Raw genomic sequence first — 24,430 nt, forward strand, 5'->3', positions numbered from 1 at the left:
ATACCTATGAAATTCGGAGTAGACTACACTCCTTCGCATGGGTGGTTCCACTCGTGGCTTGACCCCGACTGGGCGAGCATCGACGACGATCTGCGCCAGATCAAGGATCTCGGCATGGACCACGTGCGCGTCTTCCCGGTGTGGCCGTATCTGCAGCCGAACCGTACCTGGATCAACCGCAAGGGCGTGGACGACGTGCGCCGCATGGTGCATATGGCCGGCGAACACGGGCTTGACTGCTATGTGGATGTGTTCCAAGGGCACCTGTCAAGCTTCGACTTCATCCCGAGTTGGCTGGTCACCTGGCATAAGGGCAACATGTTCACCGATCCGGACGCCGTGGCATCCGAGCGAGAGCTCATCTCGGTCATGACGGATACGCTTGCCAAGGAAAGCGCATTCAAGGGGCTGACGCTCGGCAATGAAGTCAACCAGCTTTCGGATCGGCCGCATCCGACCAAGATGACCGCGACGCCGGAGCAGATCGACGCATGGCTCGATGAACTCCTGCCGGCGGCCAAGCGTGACGGCACGTTGTCGCTGTACAGCGTCAACGACGGCGTATGGTTCCTCGACAAGCATCCGTTCACCCCCGTGCAGTCGGCCACCAAGGGCGATCTCACCACCATCCACTCGTGGGTGTTCAACGGTATCGGGCAAGGCTACGGCGCGAAAAGCGAGGAATGCTACGCGTACGTCCTGTACCTGGCCGAACTCGCCAAGGCGTTCGGGCCGGCCGATCGTCCGGTGTGGCTGCAGGAGATCGGCGCCCCCGAAAACGTGCTCGCCACCGAAGACACCCCGGACTTCTGCCGTCGTGCCGTCGAAAAGGCGATCGACTGTCCGAACCTGTGGGGTATCACTTGGTGGTGCTCGCACGACGTGGCCGCATCCCTCGCCGACTTCCCGCAGCTCGAATACTCGCTCGGGCTGTTCGACGAACACGGCCGGGTCAAGCCGATCGGGCGCATGTACGGCGAACTGGCGGAACAGTACCGCGACATGAAGCCGGCCGACGCGAAGTCGGTGGCCGTCGTCGTGGACGTGGATGAGACCGGAAATCCGGTCGACCGTTCCACGCTCGGCCCGGGAGGTTCGATCTGCGACCTGTGGATGAAACTCGAGGTTGCCGGAAAGCGACCGACGATCGTCACCTCGTCCGTCGCCGACGATGCCAGCGAACTCAGCCGACGCGGCATCATGGAACTGCATCGGGATACGTCGCCGTATGCGGCGCGGTTCTATTCCGCGGTCTCCGATCCGGCCTTTGAATCCGTGGACTGATCGGCCATCGGCGCAACCCATTCGACATGCATGGATGCGCCGATGGCCGATCGGCCGTTTGGCCGCAATATGATGCAAACGCACGTCGCCAAGCCCCCGACGTGACACAATAGTATAAGCGGCCATGCCGGACGCCTGATATTCGATGCCGAGCATCACATCGCAGAATGGAGAAGCACCATGAAATCCGCCTCTGATGCAGCGACCTCCGGCATGCAGCGGGTCAGTCTCAAAGATATCGCCGACGAGCTTGGCATATCGCAGACCGCCGTGTCCTTCGCCATCAACGACCGTCCGGGAGTCTCCGCCGAAACCAAACGCAGGGTCAAGGAGGCGGCGACGAAAATGGGATGGCGCCCGGTATACGCCGCACAGGCTCTGGGATCCTCGAAAACCATGACAGTCGGCTTCGCGCCGTCGCGTTCGGTGCGAGGGCTCAAGGAAGAGACGTTCATGCTGCATTTCATGGCCGGCGTCCACGAATCACTGAGCCGTCAGCGGTACGGCCTGCTCTACCGTCCGTGCGCATCCACCAAGGAGGAGATGACCGTATACCGCGACTGGGCATCGCGCAAACGGGTGGACGGCGTGATCCTGGTGGATCTCAAGGCCGATGATCCACGACCAAAACTGCTGAACGAGCTCGGACTGCCCGCAGTGCTCGCCGGTGGACCCGATCCCGGCAATCTGCTGCCGTCATTATCAATCGACGACTCGAAAACCATGGGCGCGATCCTCGATCATCTACTGTCGCGGGGCTATCGAAAGATCGCCTATCTGTCCGGTGATTCGACCCTGGACTACTCCCATGATCGCGAGAAGTCATTCCGGCGATTCGCCGCGAAGAACGATCTTGAGTTCTCCTCCGTGTCATTTACGAATTTCGATCCCGACGTGGCTGTCGGCGAGACGCTGCGCCTGCTGGGGGAGAACCCCGCGCCTACGGCGTTCATCTATGAGAACGAAATTCTGGCCGCGGCGAGCCTGCATGCGCTGGCCGCGAAGTACTTCGGCCGAAACGCCGGGCGGCCCGATGGTGATGAGCGGCCATATCCCTACAATCTTCCAGCCATCGTGAGCTTCGAAGACAGCTTCGTATGCGAGGCGGCCTACCCCTCCATCACATCGGTGCACCGCGATGCCGGCGTATACGGCACCAAGGTTGCCAATCTGCTGCTCAAGGTGTTCGCCGGCGAACCGGTAAGCGGCAACCGTAAAATACTGACTCCGCAGCTGATCGTCCGTGACAGCACCGGTCCGGCGCATTCCCGCTGACGATGGCGCCTGCCTGTTCGCGGAACATACGACTTTTCGATATTCAATCAACGCAACGTAAAGGAGCGTTACCATGTCCGAAACCGACATTCATGACATTGCCGAGCATCATGGGCCGACGATCATCCCGACACCGAACGTCATGCGGGAGCCGAACGGTCCCGCACTGCGGCTGGACCACGTCGGCATAGCGCAGTGGTACGAACCAAGCCGGGCCGGCGACGTCATCATGCGTCAGCTGCAGGACGAACTGCGGCGACGTGGCGTCACGTCATACGCCATCGTACGCGATGCGACCGTCCGCGACGAATCATCGGAACCCCGCGACACCGACCATGCGACGATCGCCCTGCGCATCGACCGCGCCCTCGCCGCGCAGGAATACACGCTCGACATCGACGAGCGTGGCGTCGTCATCCGCGGCGGCGACCTGGCCGGCGTGCGGTACGGCGTGCAGACGCTGCGCCAGATCATACGCCAGACCGCCCCCGTCCTGCCGGCGCTGCACATCGAAGACCGTCCGGCGACGCCGATGCGCGGCTACTACCTCGACGTGTCGCGCGGGCGCGTCCCCACCCTCGACTGGCTCAAGCACTGGGCCGACGAACTGTGCCTCTACAAATACAACCAGCTGCAGCTCTACATCGAGCACGCGTTCGCCTTCCGCGGCATGAGCGAGGCGTGGCGTGGCGCCTCGCCGCTCACCGCCGACGACATCACCGCGTTCGACGCATACTGCTGGGAGCGCGGCATCGAACTCGTGCCGTCGGTGTCCACGTTCGGCCACCTGTACATGGCCCTGCGCACCAACGCGCTGCGCGAACTGGGGGAGTTCCCCGACGCCGCCGACCGCCCGTTCAGCTTCGTCGAACGCATGCACCACCACACGCTCAACGTCACGCTCGAAGAGTCGTTCGCGTTCTCGAAGCGGCTCATCGACGAATACATGCCGCTGTTCCGCTCGCGCAGGTTCAACATCTGCGCCGACGAGACGTTCGACCTCGGCAAGGGGCGCTCGCACGAGACGGCCGAACGGCTTGGCATCTCCGCGCTGTATGTGCGCTACGTCAACCGGCTGTGCGCGTACGTGTCCTCGCGCGGCCGCGAGCCGATGCTGTGGGGCGACATCGCCATCGAGATGCCGGAGGTGCTGCCGCAGCTGCCGTCCGATGCGATCCTGCTCAACTGGCAGTACGATCCCGACTGCACCGACGAGAAGGTGCGGCTCGTGGCCGACCGCGGCGTGCGGCAGGTCGTCTGCCCGGCGGCGCACGCGTGGAACCGGATGCTGCCGTTCGTCGAGCCGACGTGGCGCAACATCGCGCGGTTGGCGCGGTATGGCCGCGAGGCGCACGCCGAAGGGTTCCTGCTTACCGACTGGGGCGACTACGGGCATGTCAACGATCCGCGGATGAGCATACCGGCGCTGGTCATGGGCGGCCAGTGCGCGTGGAGCGCGCGGGAGCTGTCGTTCGAGGCGATGGCCGCGATGATCGCGCGGCTGGAGTACGGCGACCGGTCCGGTGGATTCGTGGCTGCCGCCGAGCATGCGTCGGCGCAGACCGCCGCCGTATGGGAGGACATCGTGCGGTTCGTCGAGGTCGAGGAGCCGGACGGCTCGGTGAACGCCGACGTGGTGAACTCGGTATGGTGGATCGACGCGGACCGGCGGGCCGAGGTATGTCGTCGCGGCGATCTGCAGGAGGCACGGCGGATCGTCATGCAGCCGGTCGCGGAGCATGTCGCCGAGTTGCGCGACGGTGCGAGCGGCGCGGATGATGTGGATGATGCACGCGGTGTGGACGGTACGGATGGCTCGTGCGGTGCGCGTGACGATGGCGCTGCCCGTGGTTCCGATGCGTTGCGCATCATGCAGGACGCCTGCTGTGCGGCGTACGACGGTGCGGCGGTGCCGCATGACGACGTGGCCGCATGGCTGCTCGCCGCGCGAGGACAGGACCTGATGAACGACGTCGGTCTGGCGTTGGCGATCGATGCGGGCGCGTTGCGCGCGGAGGATGTGGCGGGGGACCTGCCGTCCCCCGATGCGCTGGCGGACAAGCTCGAGTCGTGGTTCGAACGGTATTGCGATCAGTGGCGCGAAGTCAGCCGCGAGTCCGAGCTGCGTCGCATCGCCGCCGTCCTCTGGAAGGCCTGCGACTACCTGCGTGCGTTGCGTCACTGACGTTCCGACCGCTGAGGTTGCGCGTCGCGTACGTCACGTACGCCGCTGACGTTACCTACCGATGCCGCCTTATACTCAAACGGACATGCAGCCGATTTCCCATACGAAATCGGCTGCATGTCCGTTGAGGGGGAGCGGTGATTGTTGATCATGACGTGACGTCGTACTGGACGTGATGGTGTGAGGTCGCAGTGGCGTTTCGTCGTTTCCGATTCCCGCAATACATTAACGGACATACAGCCGATTTCATAGGAAGAATCGGCTGCATGTCCGTTGAGACATGTGAGCAGTAAAGACGACATTCTTATTCGTTGGTATTCGTTGCCCTATTCGCTGTCTTCTTTACCGCGTGTTCTTGCGTTTCTTTTTTCTAACGGACATACAGCCGATTTCGGTATCCGAATCGGCTGTATGTCCGTCAAGGGGAGAGGGAAGGGGATAGGTCAGGCCGCGTTCTTGACGGCGGTGGCGATGGATACCGCCGGGTCGAGGTACGGGATCAGCGTCGACTGGAACGCGTGGTACAGGTCGGACTTGCCCGGCCACACGGTGTCGATCACGTGGTTGTCCTTGTCGAGCTGGTGGAACCACGAGCCGCCCTGGTGGTCGATCACATGCTCGTCGACGTACTGCGCGAACGTGGCGTACCACTGCGCGTACTCCTCTTTGCCGGTCGCCGCGTACAGCGAGGCGGAGGTGTTGAGCGACTCGGCCAGCGTCCAGTGCATGCGGTCGGTGACCACCGGCTTGCCGTTCCAGTCGGTCGTGTACGCGAGGCCGACGGTGCCGTCGGCGTTCCATGCGTCGGCCACGGCGCGCGCGAACAGGTGCTCGGCGGCCTCGATGTATGGCTCGGCGCCCTCGAGGTTCGCGAACGAGCTCAGCGCCCACTGGGTGATCAGGCGCGCCCATTCGATGCCGTGGCCCGGGGTGGCGCCGTACGGCTTGAACTGGTCGTCCTTCTTGTCGGCGTTGAATTCGAGCTCGACGGTCCAGTCGGAGGCGAAGTGCTCGGGGATGCGCCACTCGTTGTCCTTGGCCCAGCCGATCACATGGTCGATGATGCGGCCGGCGCGCACGCGGTAGGAGTTGTCGCCGGTGGCGTCGGCCACGGCGAGGAACGCCTCGGTGGTGTGCATGTTCGCGTTGAGGCCGCGGTATGGGTCGAGTTCGGTGAACTCGGTGTTCCACGTATCGACCGCGAGGCCGATCTTCTCGTCCCAGAAGTGCTTGTCGTAGGTGGCCAGCGCCTCGTCGAGCAGCGCCTTGGCGCCCGGGCGGTCGGCCAGCAGTGCGGACGAGGCGGCGAGGATCACGAACGCGTGCGCGTAGCAGACCTTGCCCGGCTCCGGGGTGCCGTCCTCATGCACCTGCGGGTACCAGCCGCCGTTCTTGTCATCGTGCAGCACGCCCGTCAGGCCGTTCAGCGCCTTGTCTGCCAGCTCGCCCGCGCCCGGGTATCCCAGCATTTCGCCGATCGAGTAGACGTGCGCCATGCGGCTCGTGATCCACGTCTCCTCGCCGTGCGACGGGTCGATGGTGCCGTCGGCGTTCAACCAGCCGGAGCCTCCGACCGCTGCGGGGAAGCCCTTACCGAAGTTCAGTAGCTCGTAGGTTTCGGACGCCATGAAGATGCGGTTGGCCTCGGTGCCGAGGACATATCTCGGATTGGTACTCATTATTGTTCCTTCCTTGGATATGATGTGCGCGGCGAGTGCCGTCCATCACTGGTCGTCCCGTCGTGCACATCGGTCATATCGTACGGTAAACGCTTTCCATAATACTGCCAGTCGTCGTCATCGCTTGACGCGAATGTCGAAATAGTCCATGACCAGTTCGCAGAACATCATGTTCGACCAGCTGAACCATTCGCGCGTGTACTTCGTCGGATCGTCCACGTCGATGCCCTCGTGCATGAGATGCGTGCCGGCGTCGGTGGCGACGAGTCGGTCGAGGATGCGCGCCTCGACCTCGCGGTCGCCGCTCGTCATCGCCTCGATCGCCAGCGCGATCGGCCACACGTAACGCGGCGGCGTGTGCGGCGAGCCGATGCCGCGCAGGTATTCGCCCTCGTAATAGAACGGGTTCTCGTCGCTCAGCAGCGTGCGCCGCGTCGCCAGATACGTCGGGTCGTCGCTCGCGCAGTAGCCAAGATACGGCGCGGCCATGAGGCTCGGCACGTTGCTGTCGTCCATGACGTTGTAGTGTCCCAGACCGTCCGTCTCATACGCGTAGATCGTCTCGCCGTCGCGGTTGCTGGTCTTCGCGTACGTTTCGATGCCGTGCGTGATCGATTCGCGCAGCGTCCGCGCGCGTGCGGCGATCGTCGGATCGTCGAGGACGTCGCCGCCGAAGATACGCTCGAGATAGCCCATGACCACTGCCGCGAACATGTTCGACGGCACCAGATAGTGGTAGGTGCACGCGTCGTCGCTCGGACGGAAGCCGGACCATGTCATGCCGGTGACGGCGACGGGGGAGCCCTTGCCGTCGTTGGCGAGCGTTTCGGTGGGGATGTCGGTGTCGCGTACGAAGAAGTACGGCGATCGCGCGGTGTGGTCCTGCTCGGTTTCGAACACGTCGAGGATGCGACGCACGCCGGCGACGAACGTGTCGTCGAAGTGGTCGGTACGGCCGGTGTTCGCGTACAGCAGCCACGCGAGCTGGATCGGATAGCACAGCGAATCCACCTCGTACTTGCGCTCCCACAGCCACGGGCTGGAGAAGTCGGACGAGTCGCGCGGATCCCACGTGTTGCCGTTCGGCTGCTCGTTGAACGCGTTCGCGTACGGGTCGATGCCGATGCAACGGAACTGCCGGCGTACGAGACCGGCGATCATGTCGGCCAGATCGGGATCGTCCTTGGCGATGACGAGGTACGGGCGCACCTGTGCGGTCGAGTCGCGCAGCCACATGGCCGGGATGTCGCCGGTGAGCAGGAACGTGGTGCCATCGTCGTACCGTTTGACGGTGGTGAGCAGCGTGTTGGCGAAACAGGCGTTGAAATTCTCGGCCCAGCGGGCGTGCTCGTCGCCGCACAGGTCGGTGATATGCTGCATGAACGCCGCGACGGACTGCGGCACTTCGGTGTAGGTCATGGCTCCAACTTCTTTGTCAAAGGATGGCGGGTTGCTGTACTCCGATATGTTGTACGGTGCCATTCTAAACCGCTTTAGTTGGCGACACGCGACGTACTCCGCGAACCCCAACCAAAAACGGACATACAGCCGATTCGAGTACCGGAATCGGCTGTATGTCCGTTGAAAAAAGGATGACGTAGCGGTCGCGGGGACTCCGGAACCGTGTGGAGACTCCGCGACCGGCAGTGTATTGTCTTGGAACTGACAGCTTAACCTCTGAAACCGCAAACCCTTAACGGACATACAGCCGATTCCGGGGGTGGAATCGGCTGTATGTCCGTTAAGGGGAGCGGACGCCCGAAGGGTTCGGGGCGCACGGGGCTGAGCGTCCGGTGGGGACCGGCTGTGCTCAACCGGGGTGGGCGGTTGTTCGCCGTCAGTTGGCGATCTCGCCGTCTTCGGTCATGGCCTTGAGCTGGGCCGGGGTGTACTTGTCGCGCTTGAATTCGGAGACGAAGTACAGGCCGACGATGAGCAGCTCGATGGCCGGCAGGATGAACGAGAACTGCATGTTCACCGCGTCGGAGAGCGCGCCCTGCGCCATCGGCAGGATCGCACCGCCGACGAGCGCCATCACGATGATCGCGCCGGCGGTCTCGGTGTGGCGGCGGTCCTCGACGGTCTTGAGCGTACGCGAGTAGATCGTCGGCCAGCCCGGGCCGAGGAACAGGGAGACGAGCACCGCGAGCCAGACGGACGCCATGCCGGGCACGAACGCCGTGCCGATGAGCACCACGCAGCCGACGATCATGTAGACCGCGAGCACGCGCGTCTCACGGAACTTCGACAGCAGGTAGGAGGCGGAGATACGGCCGACGAAGAAGATGATGTAGCTGATCATCATGTAGTTCGCGGACTCGCGGTCGGAGATCGGATTGCCGGCCTGCTCGGACACGTTCAGGGCCAGTCGCATGGTGAACGACCAGATGCCGGTCTGCGCGCCGATGTAGATGAACTGGATGGCGATGCCCTGCCAGAAGCGGCCGTTGTGGCCGAGGTAGGTCATCGTCTCTCCGAGCGTGGCCTTGGCGACGTCGCCCTCCTTGGTCTGCGGGCGGCACTTCGGGAACTTCACGATCGCGAACAGCACGATGAACACGAGCATGACGATCATGACGACGATGTACGGCTGCAGCGTGCGGCCGAGCTGCTCGGAGGCGAGGTCGAGCGCCGCCTGCGGGTTGGTCTTGCGCAGCTTCTCCATCTCGGTGTGCAGGTTGGAGTCCTGGAACACGAAGTATTTGCCGAGCAGCACGCCAGACAGCAGGCCGAGCGCGTTCATGGTCTGCGCGACGTTGAGGCGCAGCGTGCTCAGGCGCTTCGGGCCGAGCAGCGTGGCGTACGTGTCGGCCGAGGTCTCGAGGAAGCTCAGGCCGATCGCCTCGACGAAGATGGCGAACAGGAAGATCTCGTACGTGATCAGGCGCGAGGCGGGGAAGAAGATGAAGCAGCCGAGCGCGAAGAACGCGAGGCCGGTCATGATGCCGACCTTGTAGCTGGTCTTCTTGATGAACAGCGAGGCGGGGATGGCGATGATGAAGTAGCCGGCGTAGAACGCGCTCTGTACGAGGGCGGTCTGCATGTCGGTCAGCTCGAACACCGGCTTGAACTGGGTGATCAGCACGTCGTTGAGGCTGGAGGCTATCGCCCAGAAGGCGAACAGCACCGAGGTCATGGCGAACTGGAGGACCGGCGTGCGGTCGAGGTAGCCGTCGGGGCTTTCGACCCACGGCGTCGTTGCGGAGGTTGTCTTGCTCATTGGTGATTCCCTTTTTATGATCCCTTTTTTGATGAAAAACAGCGTTGTTTCGCCGTGCGGGCGTCCGACGAACGGTGTGCGGGCCCGCACGGCATGTCCAAGAGAAAGAGTGGCGTTCCGCGGTGGCGGACTACATGATCTGGCAGAACTCGATGACCTCGTGGTTCGGACCGAGCACGTTGAAGTAGCGGATGCCGTGCTCCCAGAACGTGTCGATGTGCTGGATGGAACCTTCGACGAAGTTCAGGCCGAGCTTCTGCGCTTCGGCGAACGACGCCTCGATGTCGGTGGAGTCGAGCGCGAAGTGGTTGATCGCGCCGTTTTCCATCGGGGTCGGGTCCATCGTCCACACCTCGAGGGTGAGGTTGTTCAGACGAAGGAAGGTGCAGCGGTCCGCGCCGTTCGGGTAGATGCCGAGGCATTCGAAGCCGAGCTTCTCGTAGTAGGCGATGGTGCCTTCCAGATCGGTGGTGGGGATGCCGACGTGCTGCACGCCGGTGACGGTGTCCTGAATGGCCATGATGACTCCTTGTGGTTGGTGTCGGATGATAGGGGATGACGTGATGCGGATTGCCCGGCAAACGGGTTCGATGCCGTCGCATGACGATGCGTCGGCTGTTGCGGGAACGCGTATGCCGTGGATGGGAGAGGAGAGAAAGGAAGTGGCCTCGTTGCCAGCCCGATCGGTTCGGTTGCGCCGCGCCGACGATGGATGCGGCGCAACCGAACCGACGATGGGTCACTCGCCGGCTTCGGCGAGGTAGTCCGGCATGACCTCCGGGTACTTCGGCCAGGCGCCGGCCTGGGTGCACACGAAGGCGGCGGTGTTCACGGCCGCGCGGTGCGCCTCGGCAAGGGTGTTGCCAAGCAGGATCTTCGCGGTGAACGTGCCGGAGAACGAGTCACCGGCGCCCACGGTGTCGTTGACCTCGACATGCGGGGTGTTGAGCGTGGAGGATTCGCCGTTCTTGGAGATGATGGTCGAGAAGGTGGAACCGCCGGTCAGGATCACGTAGTCCAGGCCGTACTCGGTCATGAACCAGCGGCAGGCCTCGTCGTCGGAGGTGCCGCGGATATCGAACATGTCGCGCAGGAGCAGCAGTTCGGCGTCGTTGATCTTGAAGACGGTGGCGTAGCCGAGCAGCTCCTCGATGAGCTCCTTGGAGTAGTGGTCGCCGCGCAGGTTGATGTCGAAGAAGCGCATCGCGGACGGCTTGGTGTGCTTGAGCAGCTCGACGATGGTGTCGTGCGACTCCTGGGAGCGCAGTCCCAGAGTGCCGAAGCAGACGGCGTCGGCCTGTTCGGCGACCTCGATGAGCTCGCGGGTGAGCAGCAGGTGGTCCCAGGCGACGCCCTTGACGATGGTGTACTCCGGGATGCCGTTCTTCAGGGCCACCTCGACGGTGGAGGTCGGCCAGGCGTTGCGCTGGATGATGGTGTGGATGCCGGCCTTCTCGGCCTCCACGAGCAGTTCGTCGCCGAGCTCGTCCTCGCCGACGGCGCTGATGGACCAGCCTTCGGTGCCGTTCATCATCGCGTGGTACGCGAAGTTGACGGGGGCGCCGCCGGCGCGCTTGCCGGTGGGCAGCATATCCCAGAGGAGTTCTCCGAGTGACAGGACGATGGGCTTTGCCATGTCGGTTCCTTTCCTTTTCTTGTTTCTTGGTTGTTGGGTTTTTCCGTGTGGTCCGGGAAATCTTGATGGGCGGTCAGGTCAGTTCGAAGAACAGCGATGGGTTCGTGAGGAACTGGGTGATCGCGACGGCCGCCGCGCCGTTGAGCGCCGCGTCCGCGGGGAGTGATGACAGACTGATGGTCGTGGCCGTGTTGAGTTCGGGGATGGTGTGCGCGTCGACGACGTGGCGCACCTCCTCGAGAAGCATGGGGCCGGCTTCGGCGACGATGTCGCCGATGACGATATGCTGCGGGTTGAAGGCGTTGAATACGGTGACGCAGCCGAAGCCGACGGTGCGCGCGACCTGGCGCACGAGTCGTTCGGCGCGCGCGTTGCCGTCCTTGGCCATGGCGAACAGCCGGCGGCTGGCTTCGGTGTGGGACAGTTCGGTGGCGTCGGGGATGAGGTCACCCTCCTCGAGGATCATCTCGTGGATGGCGGGGGTGGAGCAGTACCGTTCGAGGCAGCCCACGTTGCCGCAGTCGCAGGGCTTGCCGTGGATGTCGATGCTGATGTGGCCGATTTCGGCGGCGGCGCCCTGCGCGCCGTTGATGAGCGCGCCGTGGTCGATCACGCCGAGGCCGACGCCTTCGCCGACGAGGTAGTAGGCGAGGCAGTCGGTGGTCACGTTGGGATCGAACAGGTACTGGGCCAGTGCTCCGGCGCGGGCGTCCTGTTCGACGAACAGCGGCAGAGGGGAGTCGTCGGCGAACTCGCGCAGGAAGTTGACCTTGCGCCAGCCCTGCATCGAGGAGACGACCGCGGTGCGGCCGACGTCGCGCAGGTACGGGCCGGGCACGGCCATGCCGACGGCGACGACGGCCGGGTCCTTGCGGCGCAGGTCGTCGATGATGCCGTGCAGCAGTGCGACGGATTCGTCGATGGTGTTCTCGGAGACCTTCGGCAGTTCCTGCACCGACAGCGGCTTGCCGGCGAGGTCAAACACGCCCACCTGCACGAGGCTGCGGGCGAATTTGACGCCGATGACGTGGAAGCGCGTGGTGTCGAGTTCGAGTCCGATGGAACGGCGGTTCTTGCTGCCTTCGAAATCGCCGGTTTCGGCGATGACGCCGGCCTCGAGCAGCCGTGCGGTGATCTTGGTGATGGCGGCCGGCGTGAGGCCGAGCGCCTGCGCGATCTGCGCGCGCGAGCTGATGCCGTTGTGGTAGAGATGCTGGAGGATGCGTGAACGGTTGGATTCCGATACCGACGCCTGTGATGCGGTTGCGTTGGTGGTCGTCGTCATGTTCATCGTATGCACCTCCTCGTGTTCATCTCCATCGAATCTGAACGTGATTCATATATTAACGACGTTAACTCACGTGGACAAGTCCGGCGTGTCGCCGGTTCGCCGTGGTCGCGGCCGCAATGATACGGTGATCATGATCGCTGACGGGCGGTGCGTGATGCCCGGCAGCACGGCATCGAGGAGGATGGTGGGAGATGACTGTGGAGATTGCGGTACAGGACGTCGAGGGCGCCCGCATCGCCCTGGAGGAGGGCGCTGACCGCATCGAACTGTGCGCGGCGCTCGGCGCGACGGGCGGCCTCACCGCCAGCTACGGCATGATCCAGTCGTGCGCCCACGTGGGGCTGCCGCAGGGCGTGCAGGTGCTCATCCGGCCGCGCGCCGGCTCGTTCGTGTTCGACGACGCCGACAAGCGCGTGCAGATCGTCGACGTGCGCTCCTCGATCCTCGCCGGCGCGTCCGGCGTGGTGGTCGGCGGATTGAACGCCGACGGCACGATCGACGTCGACTTCGCCCGCCAACTGGTTGATGAGGCGCACGCCGAGGCGCAGCGGTGCAATCGGCATGTGCAGATCACGTTCCACCGCGCGTTCGACATGGTGCCCGACCGCCACGCCGCCCTCGACACGCTTGTCGACCTCGGATTCACGCGCGTGCTTACCTCGGGCGGCGCGCCGAGCGTGCCTGAGGGGCTCGATGCCCTGCGCGATCTGGTGGGGTATGCGGCCGGACGCATCCAGATCGAGGCCGGCGGCGGCGTGCGCCCGGACAACATCGCCGCGGTGCGCGCCACCGGCGTCGACGCCGTGCACCTGTCGGCCAAGACGCTCGTCGCCTCGGCCGGCGGCCCCGGAGGCGGCGGCGATGCGCCGATTGAACGCACCGACCGCGGCATCGTGCGCGCCGCCGTCGCCGCCATGCGTTGACGCTGCGCGGCGATGGTGCGGCGATGGTGCGCACAAGGTGTCTGCGCCGTCGCCGTGGCAATATGGCAAAGATGATTGCCATAAAGATAATGAATGCACGGTAAGTAAGTGTGGTATTGCCGCTGGAATTCCCGTGATATCACGGGATTTCCGGTGACACGCTATTCATGTTAAGGAAGTTGACAAATAGTCCGCATACCTCTATGCTGACAGGTAGTTGCCGCAATGAGGCGGTGGCTCCCATCTCATAGAGGAGTAGGAACAATGGTCAACAAACGAATGATGGCGTCCCTGGCCGCGGTGGCCGCACTGTCCGTGGGGCTCGCGGGCTGTGGCTCGACCACCAACGACAACAACAACGCGTCCGGCGGAGACCCGTCCGACGGCGGCGTGGTGAACATCACCTACATGCACCGTCTGCCCGACAACGACGGCATGGTACTCGTCAACGACATCGTCGCCAAGTGGAACAAGGAGCATCCCGAGATCCAGGTCAAGGCCACCAAGTTCGACGGCAAGGCCTCCGAAATGATCAAGAAGCTCGAGACCGACGTCAAGAACGACAACGCGCCCGACCTTGCGCAGGTCGGCTACGCCGAGCTGCCGGAGGTCTTCACCAAGGACATGCTGCAGGACGTCACCGAGTACGCCGAACAGTACAAGGACCACTTCGCGTCCGGCCCGTACTCGCTCATGCAGGTCGGCGGCAAGTACTTCGGCCTGCCGCAGGACACCGGCCCGCTCGTTTACTTCTACAACAAGGCCGAATTCGACAAGCTCGGCATCACCGTGCCGAAGACAGCCGACGAGATGATCGCCTCCGCCAAGAAGGCCGCGGCCGCGGGCAAGTACATCATGTCCTACCAGCCCGATGAGGCCGGCAACATGATCTCCGGTCTGGCCGGTGCCTCCGGCGGTTGGTACAAGGTCGTGGACGACGCGTGGGTCGTCAACACCGAAACCGACGGTTCCAAGGCCGTCGCCGACCTCTACCAGCAGCTCATCGACGCGAAGGCCGCCACCACCAACGCCCGTTGGGACGCCTCCTTCGACGCCTCGCTGCAGGACGGCTCGCTGATCGGCACCGTGGCCGCCGCATGGGAGGCCCCGCTGTTCATGGCCTCCGCCGGCGAGACCGGCGCCGGCGACTGGCAGGTCGCCCAGCTCGGCGACTGGTTCGACAACGCCGGCAAGACCGGCCCCGACGGCGGCTCCGGCGTCGCGGTGCTCAAGACCTCCAAGCACCCGAAGGAGGCCATGGAGTTCCTCGACTGGTTCAACACGCAGATCTCCGACCTCGTCTCCCAGGGCCTCGTGCCGGCCGCCACCACCGCCGACGCCAAGACCCCCGAGAAGTGGGCCGAGTTCTTCGGCGGCCAGGACATCATGGCCGAGTTCAAGACCGCGAACAACAACATGGGCGACTTCACCTACATGCCGGGCTTCTCCGCCGTCGCCGCCGCGATGAACACGACCGCGGCCAAGGCCGTCGACGGTTCCGGCAAGGTCGAGGACATCTTCTCCACCGCGCAGACGACCTCCATCGACACGCTGAAGAACCTCAACCTGTCCGTCAAGGAGTGACGAACAGGTCGCTGACCGGGCCTTTTCCGGCAGATGACAGCCGTTCCCACACCATCTGAAGAAAGGCCGGAGTCCAACGCTCCGGCCTTTCCTTATGAATCGCATCGTATCTCCGAAAGCAAAGGTCGTTCCCATGACTGACACCACGCATGCGGCGAACGCGACCAAGGCCGGAACAACATCCAAGCCGAAGCGTTCCGACGCCGCCAAGCGCGAGAACCGCACCGGCTGGGCCTTCATGGCCCCGTTCGCCATCCTGTTCGCGCTCGTCTTCATCCTGCCCATCGTCTGGGCCATCTATTCCAGCTTCTTCCGTCAGGTCGCCGAAGGGGGCGGCGCATACGGCGGCGGCAAACTCGTCAACAAGTTCGTCGGCCTCCAGAACTTCCAGTACGTCGTCACCTCCAGCGCGTTCTGGTCCGGCATCGGCCGTGTGCTGCTCTACACGCTCATCCAGGTGCCGTTCATGATCATCGCCGCACTGGCGCTCGCCATGCTGCTCGACTCGTTCATCGTCAAGCGCGTCACCGTGTTCCGTCTCGGCTACTTCCTGCCGTACGCCATCCCCGGCGTCGTCGCGTCGATCATCTGGGTGTTCCTGTACAACGGCCAGATCTCGCCGATCGTCAAGGGACTCGCGGCCATCGGCATCAACGTCGACTTCTTCGCCAAGAACATCGTGATCGGCTCGATGGCCAACATCACCACGTGGACGTTCACCGGCTACAACATGCTGATCTTCCTCGCCGCGTTGCAGGCCATCCCGCACGATCTGTACGAGGCCGCTCGCATCGACGGCGCGAACGGCTTCCAGATCGCCATGCGCATCAAGCTGCCCAACGTGCGCGCCGCGGCCCTGCTCGCCATGCTGCTGTCGATCGTCGGCACCATCCAGCTGTTCAACGAGCCGGAGATCATGTCCGTGTCCGACCCGAGTATCTCCAAGTCGTTCACGCCGATGATGATGGCCCTCTACACCTCGCGCGGCACCCTTACCCCGAGCGGCGACGGCCCCGCATCCGCCATCGCCATCGTCATGGCGTTGATCGCCGGCATCCTCGCCGCGCTGTACGCCCTCGCCGAAAGGAAGGTGAACCAGGAATGAGCAGTATGACCCAGGAGGAGCGCGCCGCCCTGCGCGCGCGCAAGAAGGCCGATCGCATCCGCGACCTGCACGCCAACGACCTGCCGCGTTCCATGCAGCCGTCCGCGGCCGTCAAGACCGTCACCATCGTCGTGCTGGTGCTGACGCTCATCTACTTCCTGTTTCCGATCTACTGGGCGATCATCGCCTCCACCAAGACGCCGTCGCAGATGACCGGCAGCAACGGCCTGTGGTTCGCCGTCGGCATCGCGGACCTGCCGAACGCGATCGCCACCAACTACGGCAAGCTGCTGGGCTGGACGCGCGGCAACTTCTGGCGCTGGGTGCTCAACTCGCTGATCTACTCGGGCGTCTCGGCCGGCGTTGGCACGCTCGTCGCCGTCATGGCCGGCTACGCCACCGCCAAGTTCAACTTCCGCGGCAAGAACCTCGCCATCGGCGTCATCATGGGCTGCATGCTCATGCCGGCCGCGCTGCTGACCATCCCGCAGTACTCGATCTTCCATGCGATGCACCTGACCGACACGATGCTCGCCGTCATCATACCGTGCTGCGTCTCGCCGTTCGGCTTCTTCCTCGGCCGCGTGTACGCGCAGACCTCGGTGCCGAACGAACTGCTCGAGGCCGCCCGCATCGACGGCGCCAGCGAAGCAAGGATCTTCTTCACCATCGTGCTGCGTATCCTCGCGCCGGCGATGGTGACGATCTTCCTGTTCCTGTTCGTCGCGACGTGGAACAACTTCCTGCTGCCGTTGATGATGATCTCGGCGGATACGCTCAAGCCCGTCACGCTCGGCCTGTATGGCATGGTCTCGCTCGCCACGTTCAATGAGCGCGGCGCCCTCATGATGGGCGCGCTGCTCGGCGTGCTGCCCGTGATCATCCTCTTCCTCGGCCTCCAGCGCTATTGGCAGGCCGGACTGGCCGCTGGTGCGGTTAAAGGCTGAGCCGATAGGCGAGCGAAGGCAGCATTGAGCCTCGCACGTAGCGCGAGTCCTTGATTGCAGGGCCGAAGGCGAGCCGTTAAGCACGAGCCACAACAATTTGCAAAGGAGCAATACTTCATGACCACCACCGGACGTTTCACCCTTCCGAGCGAATCGAACTTCGCCGAGAAGACCAAGGAGCTCGCCGATCTGTGGGGTGCGGACGCGATCCGCAACTCGGATGGTACGCAGCTCGACGACGCCGTGCGCGCGCTCGGCAAGAAGATCTACAGCGCATACTTCCCGACCCGCGCCCACAACGAGTGGATCACCCTGCACATGGACGAGACCCCGCAGGTCTACCTGCTCACCCAGCGTGAGCTCGCCACCGGCGACACCGTCGTCATCGACCTCATGGCCACGTTCTACGCCGAGCAGCTCACCCCGAACTACGACGCCGACCCCGCCAAGTACTGGGAGGTCGTCGACCGCACCACCGGCGCCGTCGTCCCGCCGTCCGGCTGGACGGTCGACGCGGCCGCGCACACGGTGAGCGTCGCCGGTGCGACCCCGATGCACGAGTACACCGTCTCGTTCCTCGCCTACATCATCTGGGATCCGGTCGAGATGTACAACCATCTCACCAACGACTGGGGCGACAAGGAACACGAGATCCCGTTCGACATCTACCATCCGGCCACCCGCAAGTTCGTGTTCGACACGTTCGAGCAGTGGCTTGAAGCGAACCCGGACACCGACGTCGTGCGTTTCACCACGTTCTTCTACCAGTTCACGCTGATCTTCGACCCAAAGCACCGCGAGAAAATCGTCGACTGGTTCGGCTGCTCGTGCACCGTCTCGCCCGCCGCGCTCGACGACTTCGAACGGCAATACGGCTACCGTCTGCGTCCCGAGGACTTCGTGGACGAAGGCTGCTACAACTCCGCATGGCGCGTGCCGCGCAAGGCCCAGCGCGACTGGATCGACTTCCTCTCCGGCTTCGTGCGCGAGAACGTCAAGCGCCTCGCCGACATGTCGCACGCCGCCGGCAAGGAGGCCATGATGTTCCTCGGCGACCAGTGGATCGGCACCGAACCGTACAAGGACGGCTTCGGCGATCTCGGCCTCGACGCCGTGGTCGGCTCCATCGGCGACGGCACCACCACCCGCATGATCGCCGACATCAAGGGCGTCAAGTACACCGAAGGCCGCTTCCTGCCGTATTTCTTCCCCGACACGTTCTACGAGGGCAATGACCCGAGCATCGAGGCATGGGACAACTGGCGCAAGGCCCGCCGCGCCATCCTGCGCTCGCCGATCGCCCGCATGGGCTACGGTGGCTACCTGTCGCTCGCCGCGAAATTCCCCAAGTTCGTGGACGCGGTGACGCACATCGCCGACGAATTCCGCGACATCCACGATCGCACCGGAGGCGAGGCCGCCGAAGGCGAGCTCAACGTCGCGATCCTCAACTCGTGGGGACGCATGCGCTCGTGGATGGCGTATACCGTCGCGCACGCGCTGCCCAACAAGCAGACGTACTCGTACTACGGCATCCTCGAAGCGCTGTCCGGCATGCGCGTCAACGTGCGGTTCATCAGCTTCGACGACGTGATCGAACACGGCGTGGACGATGATCTCGACGTGATCATCACCGGTGGCCCGGTCGACACCGCGTACTCGGGCGGCGACGTGTGGACCCGCGAACCGAAGCTCGCCGAAACGCTGCGCGCCTGGGTATACGGCGGCGGCGCGCTCGTGGGCGTCGGCGAACCGAGCGCGCAATGGGCGCAGGGCCGGTTCTTCCAGCTCGCCGACGTGCTCGGCGTGGACGAGGAGCGCTTCCAGACCCTGTCGGTCGACAAGTACTTCCCGCCCGTCACGCCCGACCACTTCATCACCGCCGACGTGTCCGTCGACCCGGCCGCGCGCGAGGCGTGGGAGGCCGCGGGCTACCGCATCCCGCTGTCGGGTTGCGGCGGCGGTCAGGGCAAGGCGCCGTTCGGCGGCATCGACTTCGGCGAGGCCATCGCCAACACGTTCCCGATCAATGAGCACGTGACGCTGCTGCGCGCCGACGGCGGCGAGGTCCAGCTCGCGCTCAACGAGTATGGACAGGGTCGCGGCGTATACGTGTCCGGCCTGCCATACTCGGCCGCGAACGCGCGACTGCTCGAACGCATCCTGTTCTCCGCGAGCCGCCACGAGGACCGGTACGCCGCCTACAGCTCGACCAACCCCGAATGCGAGGTCGCGCGGTTCCCCAAGTCCGGCTGGTACTGCGTGATCAACAACACCGACCGCCCGCAGTCCACCGATGTGGCGCTGCCGAACGGCACGAGCGAGCATTTCGACCTCGACGCCAGCGCCATCGCCTGGCGACGGCTGTAACGGGCCGTGCGGGCGTGCGGTCGTCGGATCGCATGTCCTGATGGGATGATGTGTGCGGGCCGGCCGTCGGTCACGGCGATCGGCAGCCGGCCCGCACACGCATGAACGGCATCATTCTCAACAACAAAGGGGGATTGTCATGGACAATGTCAACACGGCGGCGCGTGACGCCGCCGACCTGCGTGTCGGCGTGGACATCGGCGGCACGAAGATCGAGGCCACGCTGGTCTCGCCGGACGGTGCGGTGATCGCCTCCCGACGCATCCCGGCGCGGCGCGGCGGCGAACAGGTCGTCGACGACGTCGCGGCGATCGTGCGCGACGTGGCAGGAGAGCGGATCGGCGACGTCGACCGGATCGGCGTGGGCATCCCTGGTCAGGTGGACTCCGCCACCGGCCGCATCGCCAACGTCGTCAACCTCGACATCGCCACGCTGGAACTCGGCGCGCTCGCCGGCGCACGGCTCGGCATGCCGGTGCACGTCGAGAACGACGTGAACGCGGCCGCCGTCGGTGCGGCGCGCGTACTGTGCGGCTCGGACGTCGCCGGCACCATCGCGTTCCTGAACTTCGGCACCGGGCTGGCGGCCGGCATCATGATCGACGGCGTGCTGCAGCACGGGTTCAGCGGCGCGGCCGGCGAGGTCGGGCACGTACCGGTCGACCCGAACCGGTTCCCCTGCCCGTGCGGGCAGACCGGATGCCTCGAAACCGTATGCTCCGGCGCGTCGGTGGCTCGGCTGTGGCCGACCGACGACGGCGTGCCGCCCATGCCCGACCTCATCGCGAAGGCTACGGCCGGCGATCCGGAGGCCGTGCGCGTGCTGGCGATGGTGAAGCACGCCATCGTCGACACCGTGCAGATCGTCGCCCAGTCGGTCGATCCGCGGCTCATCATTCTCGGCGGCGGTATGGCGAAGACCGGCGAACCGCTGCTCGGCGTCATCCTCGACGAACTGCACGTGCGCGAGGCCGCATGCCGGTTCCTTGCGGGGCTTGATCTCGGGGCGCGGCTGCGATTGGCGCCGGCCGACGCGCCGCTTGGCGCTATCGGCGCCGCGTTCGCCGCGTAGGCGGGTGCGGCTGTAGGCGAGTGCAGCTGGTCGGATTGCTCCCCTCAGTCGGCTGCGTCGACAGCTCCCCTCAGCGAGGGGAACCGCGCTATTCAACACCAACGGACATACAGCCGATTCCGGTGCCGGAATCGGCCGTATGTCCGTTAGAGGGGGGCAGAGGCCGAAGAACCCGGACGGACGTTAGTGGTGATCGATGTAGTTGCGGACCACGGCGATCGCGCCGCCGCGCAGCGTGATATCGGCGCCGCACTGGCAGCGGCGGATCACCGTATGCGCATGGAACGTCGAGGCGGTGGCCAGGTCGAGCCGCCGCTGCGCCGCCTCGAGGAACGTGTTGTTGATCACGTCCGGCGGGCCGTACACGCACACGTCCGCGATGTCGAGCAGTCCGATCGGCATCGCCAGCGCCGCCGCGAAATACGTGCCGGCGCCGGCGATCACGTCACGTCGCCCATCCTCGTCCAGACCGTGCATCCGCTCGCGCAGGACGTCCAGCGAGATCAGCTGCTCCATGCAGCCGCGCTTGCCGCACGGGCACAGCGGGCCGTGCTCCGGATCGATCGAGATGTGGCCGATCTCGCCGCTCGCGCTGTTTTCGCCGACCACGGTGGCGTCGTTGATCAGCGTGGCCGCGCCGATGCCGCGATCGAACTTCACGAACAGCAGATTCGGTCCGGCCTGACCGAAGAACCGTTCGGTCAGCATCGAGCTGTCCGCGTCGTTCGCGATGACGACCGGCACGTCGAACCGGCTGGACAGCATCGATCCCAGATCGACGTCATGCCAGCCGAGGCTCGTTGACTCGAGGATCACACCGGCGCGCGTCACGCCCGGCACCGAGATGCCGATGCCGATCACGGTCTCGAGCGTGTCCGCACCGAGCTGATCGGCCAGCTGGACGATGGCGTCGGCGCTGATGCGGTTGTCCGGGCCGAGCGCGATCTCCATGCGCTGCTGCGGCCGGCCGAGCAGGTCGGTGACCGCGCCTTGGATGAAACGCGGCTGCGACAGATCGATGCTGATGATGCGCAGCCGCATCGTGTCGATGCTTAGCAGCGTGCCGCGTTTGCCTTTGCCGGTGGTGTTGGTCTCGACGCCGCTTTCGCAGATCAGCCCTTCGGCGAGCATGTCGTTGACCACGTCGGAGACGGCCACGCGCGACAGGCCGGTACGGCGGCCGAGTTCGGCGCGCGAGCACTGGTCGTTCGGGAACAGGAGGCTGAAGATCAGGGACCGGTTGTTGCGACGGACATCCGAGGGACTGGCCTTGCTCGTCCGTCCCGCCGTGTGCAGGGGGAGGGAGCCGGGGGAGTCGTTGTCGATCACGGTGCCGCCTTTCCGAAACAAGTCAGTCGTTCGTCGTCACATGGGCGCGAAAGCCATCCGTATACCCGACGTTATGATACCCGCTTCATTGCAGGAAATATCAACTTTCTTTTCATTATAGAGAGTCATCCGATCGAGACATGCTGACAAACGCCGAAGAGTGGCGGTTTTTCATTTATGTAATTATCATTAACAAATAAGAGGCACCGATCTGATGTACGATGCCGAATACGGGGCCGCATCCACGGCAACCGGCATAACCGAACCGATCCATGCACGCATCTCCAAGGAAGGAATAGTCATGACGGAAGTGATCATCGTTCGCAACGAAGACGAGGCCGGCGAACTCTACGCCAACTGCGTCGCCGATCTCATCCGGCGCAAGCCGGACGCGGTGCTCGGCCTCGCTACGGGCTCCAGCCCGCTGGCCGCCTACAAGGCGCTCGCCGCGAAGGTCAAGGAAGAGCACATCGACGTCTCCCAGGTCCGCGGCTTCGCGCTCGACGAGTACCTCGGCCTGCCGCTGACCCATCCCGAGTCCTACCACTCCACCATCCACCGCACCGTCGTCGAACCGCTCGGTCTCGACCCGGCGAAGGTCCACGTGCCCGGCGACGTGCTCGACGGCGCGCCGCTCGAGGACGGCGAGAAGATCGAACACGCCGGCGCCGCCTACGATGCGGCGATCGAGGCTGCGGGCGGCATCGACGTGCAGATCCTCGGCATCGGCACCGACGGCCACATCGGCTTCAACGAGCCCGGCTCCTCGCTCGCGTCCGGCACGCGCGTCAAGACCCTGGCCGAGCAGACCCGCATCGACAACGCGCGCTTCTTCGACAACGACATCAACCAGGTGCCGACCCACTGCATTACGCAGGGCATCGGCACGGTGCTCAAGGCCCGTCATCTCGTGCTGCTCGCGTTCGGCTCGGGCAAGGCCGAGGCCATCGAGGAGACCGTTGAGGGCGGCGTGAGCGCGTTCTGCCCGGCCTCCGCGCTGCAGCTGCACCCGCATGCGACCGTGATCATCGACGAGGAGGCCGCGAGCCGTCTGCGTCACAAGGACTACTATCGTTACGCGTTCGAGCACAAGCCGGCCTGGCAGGGCATCTGACCGGTTCCGTGAACGCGGCGACACGCCGGCACGGTGATCACGACACGCTAGATGCGTTTGCGACATCCGCGGATTTCCAAGGACGCGAATTATGCATCGTGCGTGTCGTGATCAGCCTGCCGGCGTGTCGCGGTAGGTAAGGAGCATACAAACCATGACTGAACCACGCGAACAGACCGTCGCCCGCGTGACGGCCGCGCTCACCGGCGAGCCGACGCCCGTCGCCATTCACCGTGCGCGCAAGATCGACGCGCGCGGCGTGCAGGACCACTTCTGGGTCGTCGCCGATGCGCGCAGCGTGATCGTCGCCACCGGCACCGACGAGGAGGCGTTCGAATCCGCCTGCCGGTCGGTCGGCATCGACCCGGCCGACGAGACCGTGATCATCGATGCGGACGGACGACTGCTCACGCCGGGCTACGTCGACATCCACGCGCACGGCGCATGGGAGCACAGCTTCGACGACGGCGCGGACGGCATCGACGTCGCGCGCGCCGGCCACGCCGTGCACGGCACGACCCGACAGGTGCTCTCGCTCATCACCAATCCGGTCGACGTGATCGAACACAACGTGCGCACCGTACGGGCCAAGATGGACGAGCGGCCGGATATCCTCGGCGCGCATCTGGAAGGCCCGTTCCTTGCGCTCGCGCGCAAGGGTGCGCACGATCCCGAATGTCTGAAGGATCCGGTGCCCGAATTGGTCGACGAGCTGCTCGACGCGGCCGACGGCTGCATCCGGCAGATCACCATCGCCCCCGAACTGCCGCACGGCATCAGTGCGATCAGGCAGTTCGCCGCGGCCGGCGTCGTGCCGGCGGTCGGCCACTGCGACGCCGACTATGAGACCGCCAAGCGCGGCTTCGACGCGGGCGCGGGCATCATGACCCACATGTTCAACGCGATGAACGGGCTGCACCACCGCGAACCCGGTCCGATTCCGGCGGCCGTGGAGGATCCGCGCGTCACCATCGAGCTGATCAACGACGGGTTCCACGTGCAGAACCCGATGGTGCGGCTCGGCTTCGGCTTCGCGCCGCACCGGATCGCGTTCGTCACCGATGCGATGGCCGCCACCGACTGCCCGGACGGCGCGTACAAGCTCGGCGCGCTCGATGTGAACGTGGTGGACGGGCACGCGCGGCTCGTCTCCAACGGCGCGATCGCCGGATCGACGCTGCTGCTCGAGGTCGCCGTGCGGCGTGCGGTGCTCGAGCTCGGGTTCGATGCGCCGGCCGCGGTCGAAGCCGCGACGCTGACGCCGGCCCGCGCGTTCGGATTCGACAAGCCGAATCCGGTGACCGGTGCGCCGATCGGCTTGGTTGCGCCCGGATTCGCCGCCGACCTGCTGCTCACCGATCCGGCCACGTGGACGGTCGGTGACGTGTGGTGCGCCGGCCGCAAACTCAAGTAGCC

The 24,430-nt window shown here is 64.8% G+C and carries 18 protein-coding genes; 11 read left to right on the forward strand and 7 right to left on the reverse strand.

Annotated elements, in window-relative coordinates; all coding sequences use genetic code 11:
• Positions 1 to 6 precede the first annotated feature (6 nt).
• The 3 genes from DSM100688_RS00835 to DSM100688_RS00845 all read left to right on the forward strand — a co-directional run bounded on the left by DSM100688_RS00835 (position 7) and on the right by DSM100688_RS00845 (position 4,744).
• Positions 7 to 1,284, forward strand: coding sequence for a glycoside hydrolase 5 family protein (locus tag DSM100688_RS00835; RefSeq protein WP_152357284.1), 1,278 nt, complete (start codon positions 7 to 9; stop codon positions 1,282 to 1,284).
• A 180-nt stretch (positions 1,285 to 1,464) separates the two neighbouring features.
• A complete protein-coding gene (locus DSM100688_RS00840; RefSeq protein WP_170286262.1) occupies positions 1,465 to 2,559 on the forward strand; it encodes a LacI family DNA-binding transcriptional regulator in 1,095 nt (364 codons plus the stop codon).
• Between the two features lie 73 nt (positions 2,560 to 2,632).
• Entirely contained in the window at positions 2,633 to 4,744 is a 2,112-nt protein-coding gene (locus DSM100688_RS00845; protein ID WP_152357285.1) for a beta-N-acetylhexosaminidase, read from the forward strand.
• Positions 4,745 to 5,187: 443 nt separating this feature from the next.
• On the opposite strand, the gene DSM100688_RS00850 is transcribed toward DSM100688_RS00845, so the two are convergent.
• The 6 genes from DSM100688_RS00850 to DSM100688_RS00875 form a co-directional block, all read right to left on the reverse strand.
• Entirely contained in the window at positions 5,188 to 6,423 is a 1,236-nt protein-coding gene (locus DSM100688_RS00850; RefSeq protein ID WP_152357286.1) for an AGE family epimerase/isomerase, read from the reverse strand.
• Between the two features lie 117 nt (positions 6,424 to 6,540).
• Positions 6,541 to 7,842 (reverse strand): glycoside hydrolase family 125 protein, encoded by a 1,302-nt coding sequence (locus tag DSM100688_RS00855; RefSeq protein WP_152357287.1) that lies wholly within the window; start codon positions 7,840 to 7,842, stop codon positions 6,541 to 6,543.
• Positions 7,843 to 8,260: 418 nt separating this feature from the next.
• Positions 8,261 to 9,643, reverse strand: a complete 1,383-nt coding sequence (fucP, locus tag DSM100688_RS00860) for an L-fucose:H+ symporter permease (protein WP_152357288.1) — start codon at positions 9,641 to 9,643, stop codon at positions 8,261 to 8,263.
• 130 nt (positions 9,644 to 9,773) lie between these two features.
• The gene (locus DSM100688_RS00865; RefSeq protein WP_152357289.1) at positions 9,774 to 10,163 is read right to left on the reverse strand and encodes a VOC family protein; all 390 of its coding nucleotides are present in this window, start codon (positions 10,161 to 10,163) and stop codon (positions 9,774 to 9,776) included.
• A 219-nt stretch (positions 10,164 to 10,382) separates the two neighbouring features.
• Complete coding sequence (locus tag DSM100688_RS00870) at positions 10,383 to 11,279, reverse strand: carbohydrate kinase family protein (RefSeq protein WP_152357290.1); 897 nt, start codon at positions 11,277 to 11,279, stop codon at positions 10,383 to 10,385.
• A gap of 73 nt (positions 11,280 to 11,352) precedes the next feature.
• A complete protein-coding gene (locus DSM100688_RS00875; protein ID WP_152357291.1) occupies positions 11,353 to 12,564 on the reverse strand; it encodes an ROK family transcriptional regulator in 1,212 nt (403 codons plus the stop codon).
• 197 nt (positions 12,565 to 12,761) lie between these two features.
• On the opposite strand from DSM100688_RS00875, the gene DSM100688_RS00880 reads away from it, so the two are divergent.
• The 6 genes from DSM100688_RS00880 to DSM100688_RS00905 all read left to right on the forward strand — a co-directional run bounded on the left by DSM100688_RS00880 (position 12,762) and on the right by DSM100688_RS00905 (position 20,571).
• Positions 12,762 to 13,493 (forward strand): copper homeostasis protein CutC, encoded by a 732-nt coding sequence (locus DSM100688_RS00880; protein ID WP_152357292.1) that lies wholly within the window; start codon positions 12,762 to 12,764, stop codon positions 13,491 to 13,493.
• A 264-nt stretch (positions 13,494 to 13,757) separates the two neighbouring features.
• Positions 13,758 to 15,077, forward strand: a complete 1,320-nt coding sequence (locus DSM100688_RS00885; RefSeq protein WP_152357293.1) for an ABC transporter substrate-binding protein — start codon at positions 13,758 to 13,760, stop codon at positions 15,075 to 15,077.
• Between the two features lie 133 nt (positions 15,078 to 15,210).
• Positions 15,211 to 16,182: a carbohydrate ABC transporter permease gene (locus tag DSM100688_RS00890; protein ID WP_152357294.1), complete on the forward strand. Its 972-nt coding sequence runs from the start codon at positions 15,211 to 15,213 to the stop codon at positions 16,180 to 16,182.
• Positions 16,179 to 17,129 carry a carbohydrate ABC transporter permease gene (locus tag DSM100688_RS00895; RefSeq protein WP_152357295.1) on the forward strand — a complete coding sequence of 317 codons (951 nt, stop codon included), beginning with the start codon at positions 16,179 to 16,181 and terminating at the stop codon, positions 17,127 to 17,129. The genes DSM100688_RS00890 and DSM100688_RS00895 overlap by 4 nt, the downstream gene beginning before the upstream one ends.
• 117 nt (positions 17,130 to 17,246) lie before the next feature.
• Positions 17,247 to 19,499: a 1,3-beta-galactosyl-N-acetylhexosamine phosphorylase gene (gene gnpA / locus DSM100688_RS00900; RefSeq protein ID WP_152357296.1), complete on the forward strand. Its 2,253-nt coding sequence runs from the start codon at positions 17,247 to 17,249 to the stop codon at positions 19,497 to 19,499.
• A gap of 139 nt (positions 19,500 to 19,638) precedes the next feature.
• Positions 19,639 to 20,571 carry an ROK family protein gene (locus DSM100688_RS00905; RefSeq protein WP_152357297.1) on the forward strand — a complete coding sequence of 311 codons (933 nt, stop codon included), beginning with the start codon at positions 19,639 to 19,641 and terminating at the stop codon, positions 20,569 to 20,571.
• 183 nt (positions 20,572 to 20,754) lie between these two features.
• On the opposite strand, the gene DSM100688_RS00910 is transcribed toward DSM100688_RS00905, so the two are convergent.
• Positions 20,755 to 21,900, reverse strand: a complete 1,146-nt coding sequence (locus tag DSM100688_RS00910) for an ROK family transcriptional regulator (protein ID WP_240811826.1) — start codon at positions 21,898 to 21,900, stop codon at positions 20,755 to 20,757.
• A 301-nt stretch (positions 21,901 to 22,201) separates the two neighbouring features.
• On the opposite strand from DSM100688_RS00910, the gene nagB reads away from it, so the two are divergent.
• Positions 22,202 to 23,014: a glucosamine-6-phosphate deaminase gene (nagB, locus tag DSM100688_RS00915; RefSeq protein ID WP_152357298.1), complete on the forward strand. Its 813-nt coding sequence runs from the start codon at positions 22,202 to 22,204 to the stop codon at positions 23,012 to 23,014.
• Between the two features lie 154 nt (positions 23,015 to 23,168).
• On the forward strand, positions 23,169 to 24,428 hold the full coding sequence (locus DSM100688_RS00920) for an N-acetylglucosamine-6-phosphate deacetylase (RefSeq protein ID WP_152357299.1): 1,260 nt from the start codon (positions 23,169 to 23,171) through the stop codon (positions 24,426 to 24,428).
• Positions 24,429 to 24,430: the final 2 nt, after the last annotated feature.

It is taken from the genome of Bifidobacterium ramosum (assembly GCF_009299505.1).
GTDB classification, from domain to species: domain Bacteria; phylum Actinomycetota; class Actinomycetes; order Actinomycetales; family Bifidobacteriaceae; genus Bifidobacterium; species Bifidobacterium ramosum.

Excerpts from the sequence above, each read along its gene's own strand:
- DSM100688_RS00870 (WP_152357290.1), bottom strand. The coding sequence starts at position 11,279 with ATGGCAAAGCCCATCGTCCTGTCACTCGGAGAACTCCTCTGGGATATG.
- DSM100688_RS00850 (WP_152357286.1), bottom strand. The coding sequence starts at position 6,423 with ATGAGTACCAATCCGAGATATGTCCTCGGCACCGAGGCCAACCGCATC.
- DSM100688_RS00885 (WP_152357293.1), top strand. The coding sequence starts at position 13,758 with ATGGTCAACAAACGAATGATGGCGTCCCTGGCCGCGGTGGCCGCACTG.
- DSM100688_RS00855 (WP_152357287.1), bottom strand. The coding sequence starts at position 7,842 with ATGACCTACACCGAAGTGCCGCAGTCCGTCGCGGCGTTCATGCAGCAT.
- DSM100688_RS00840 (WP_170286262.1), top strand. The coding sequence starts at position 1,465 with ATGAAATCCGCCTCTGATGCAGCGACCTCCGGCATGCAGCGGGTCAGT.
- DSM100688_RS00895 (WP_152357295.1), top strand. The coding sequence starts at position 16,179 with ATGAGCAGTATGACCCAGGAGGAGCGCGCCGCCCTGCGCGCGCGCAAG.
- fucP (WP_152357288.1), bottom strand. The coding sequence starts at position 9,643 with ATGAGCAAGACAACCTCCGCAACGACGCCGTGGGTCGAAAGCCCCGAC.
- DSM100688_RS00880 (WP_152357292.1), top strand. The coding sequence starts at position 12,762 with ATGACTGTGGAGATTGCGGTACAGGACGTCGAGGGCGCCCGCATCGCC.
- DSM100688_RS00835 (WP_152357284.1), top strand. The coding sequence starts at position 7 with ATGAAATTCGGAGTAGACTACACTCCTTCGCATGGGTGGTTCCACTCG.
- DSM100688_RS00890 (WP_152357294.1), top strand. The coding sequence starts at position 15,211 with ATGACTGACACCACGCATGCGGCGAACGCGACCAAGGCCGGAACAACA.
- DSM100688_RS00865 (WP_152357289.1), bottom strand. The coding sequence starts at position 10,163 with ATGGCCATTCAGGACACCGTCACCGGCGTGCAGCACGTCGGCATCCCC.
- DSM100688_RS00875 (WP_152357291.1), bottom strand. The coding sequence starts at position 12,564 with ATGACGACGACCACCAACGCAACCGCATCACAGGCGTCGGTATCGGAA.
- DSM100688_RS00905 (WP_152357297.1), top strand. The coding sequence starts at position 19,639 with ATGGACAATGTCAACACGGCGGCGCGTGACGCCGCCGACCTGCGTGTC.
- DSM100688_RS00920 (WP_152357299.1), top strand. The coding sequence starts at position 23,169 with ATGACTGAACCACGCGAACAGACCGTCGCCCGCGTGACGGCCGCGCTC.
- gnpA (WP_152357296.1), top strand. The coding sequence starts at position 17,247 with ATGACCACCACCGGACGTTTCACCCTTCCGAGCGAATCGAACTTCGCC.
- DSM100688_RS00845 (WP_152357285.1), top strand. The coding sequence starts at position 2,633 with ATGTCCGAAACCGACATTCATGACATTGCCGAGCATCATGGGCCGACG.
- nagB (WP_152357298.1), top strand. The coding sequence starts at position 22,202 with ATGACGGAAGTGATCATCGTTCGCAACGAAGACGAGGCCGGCGAACTC.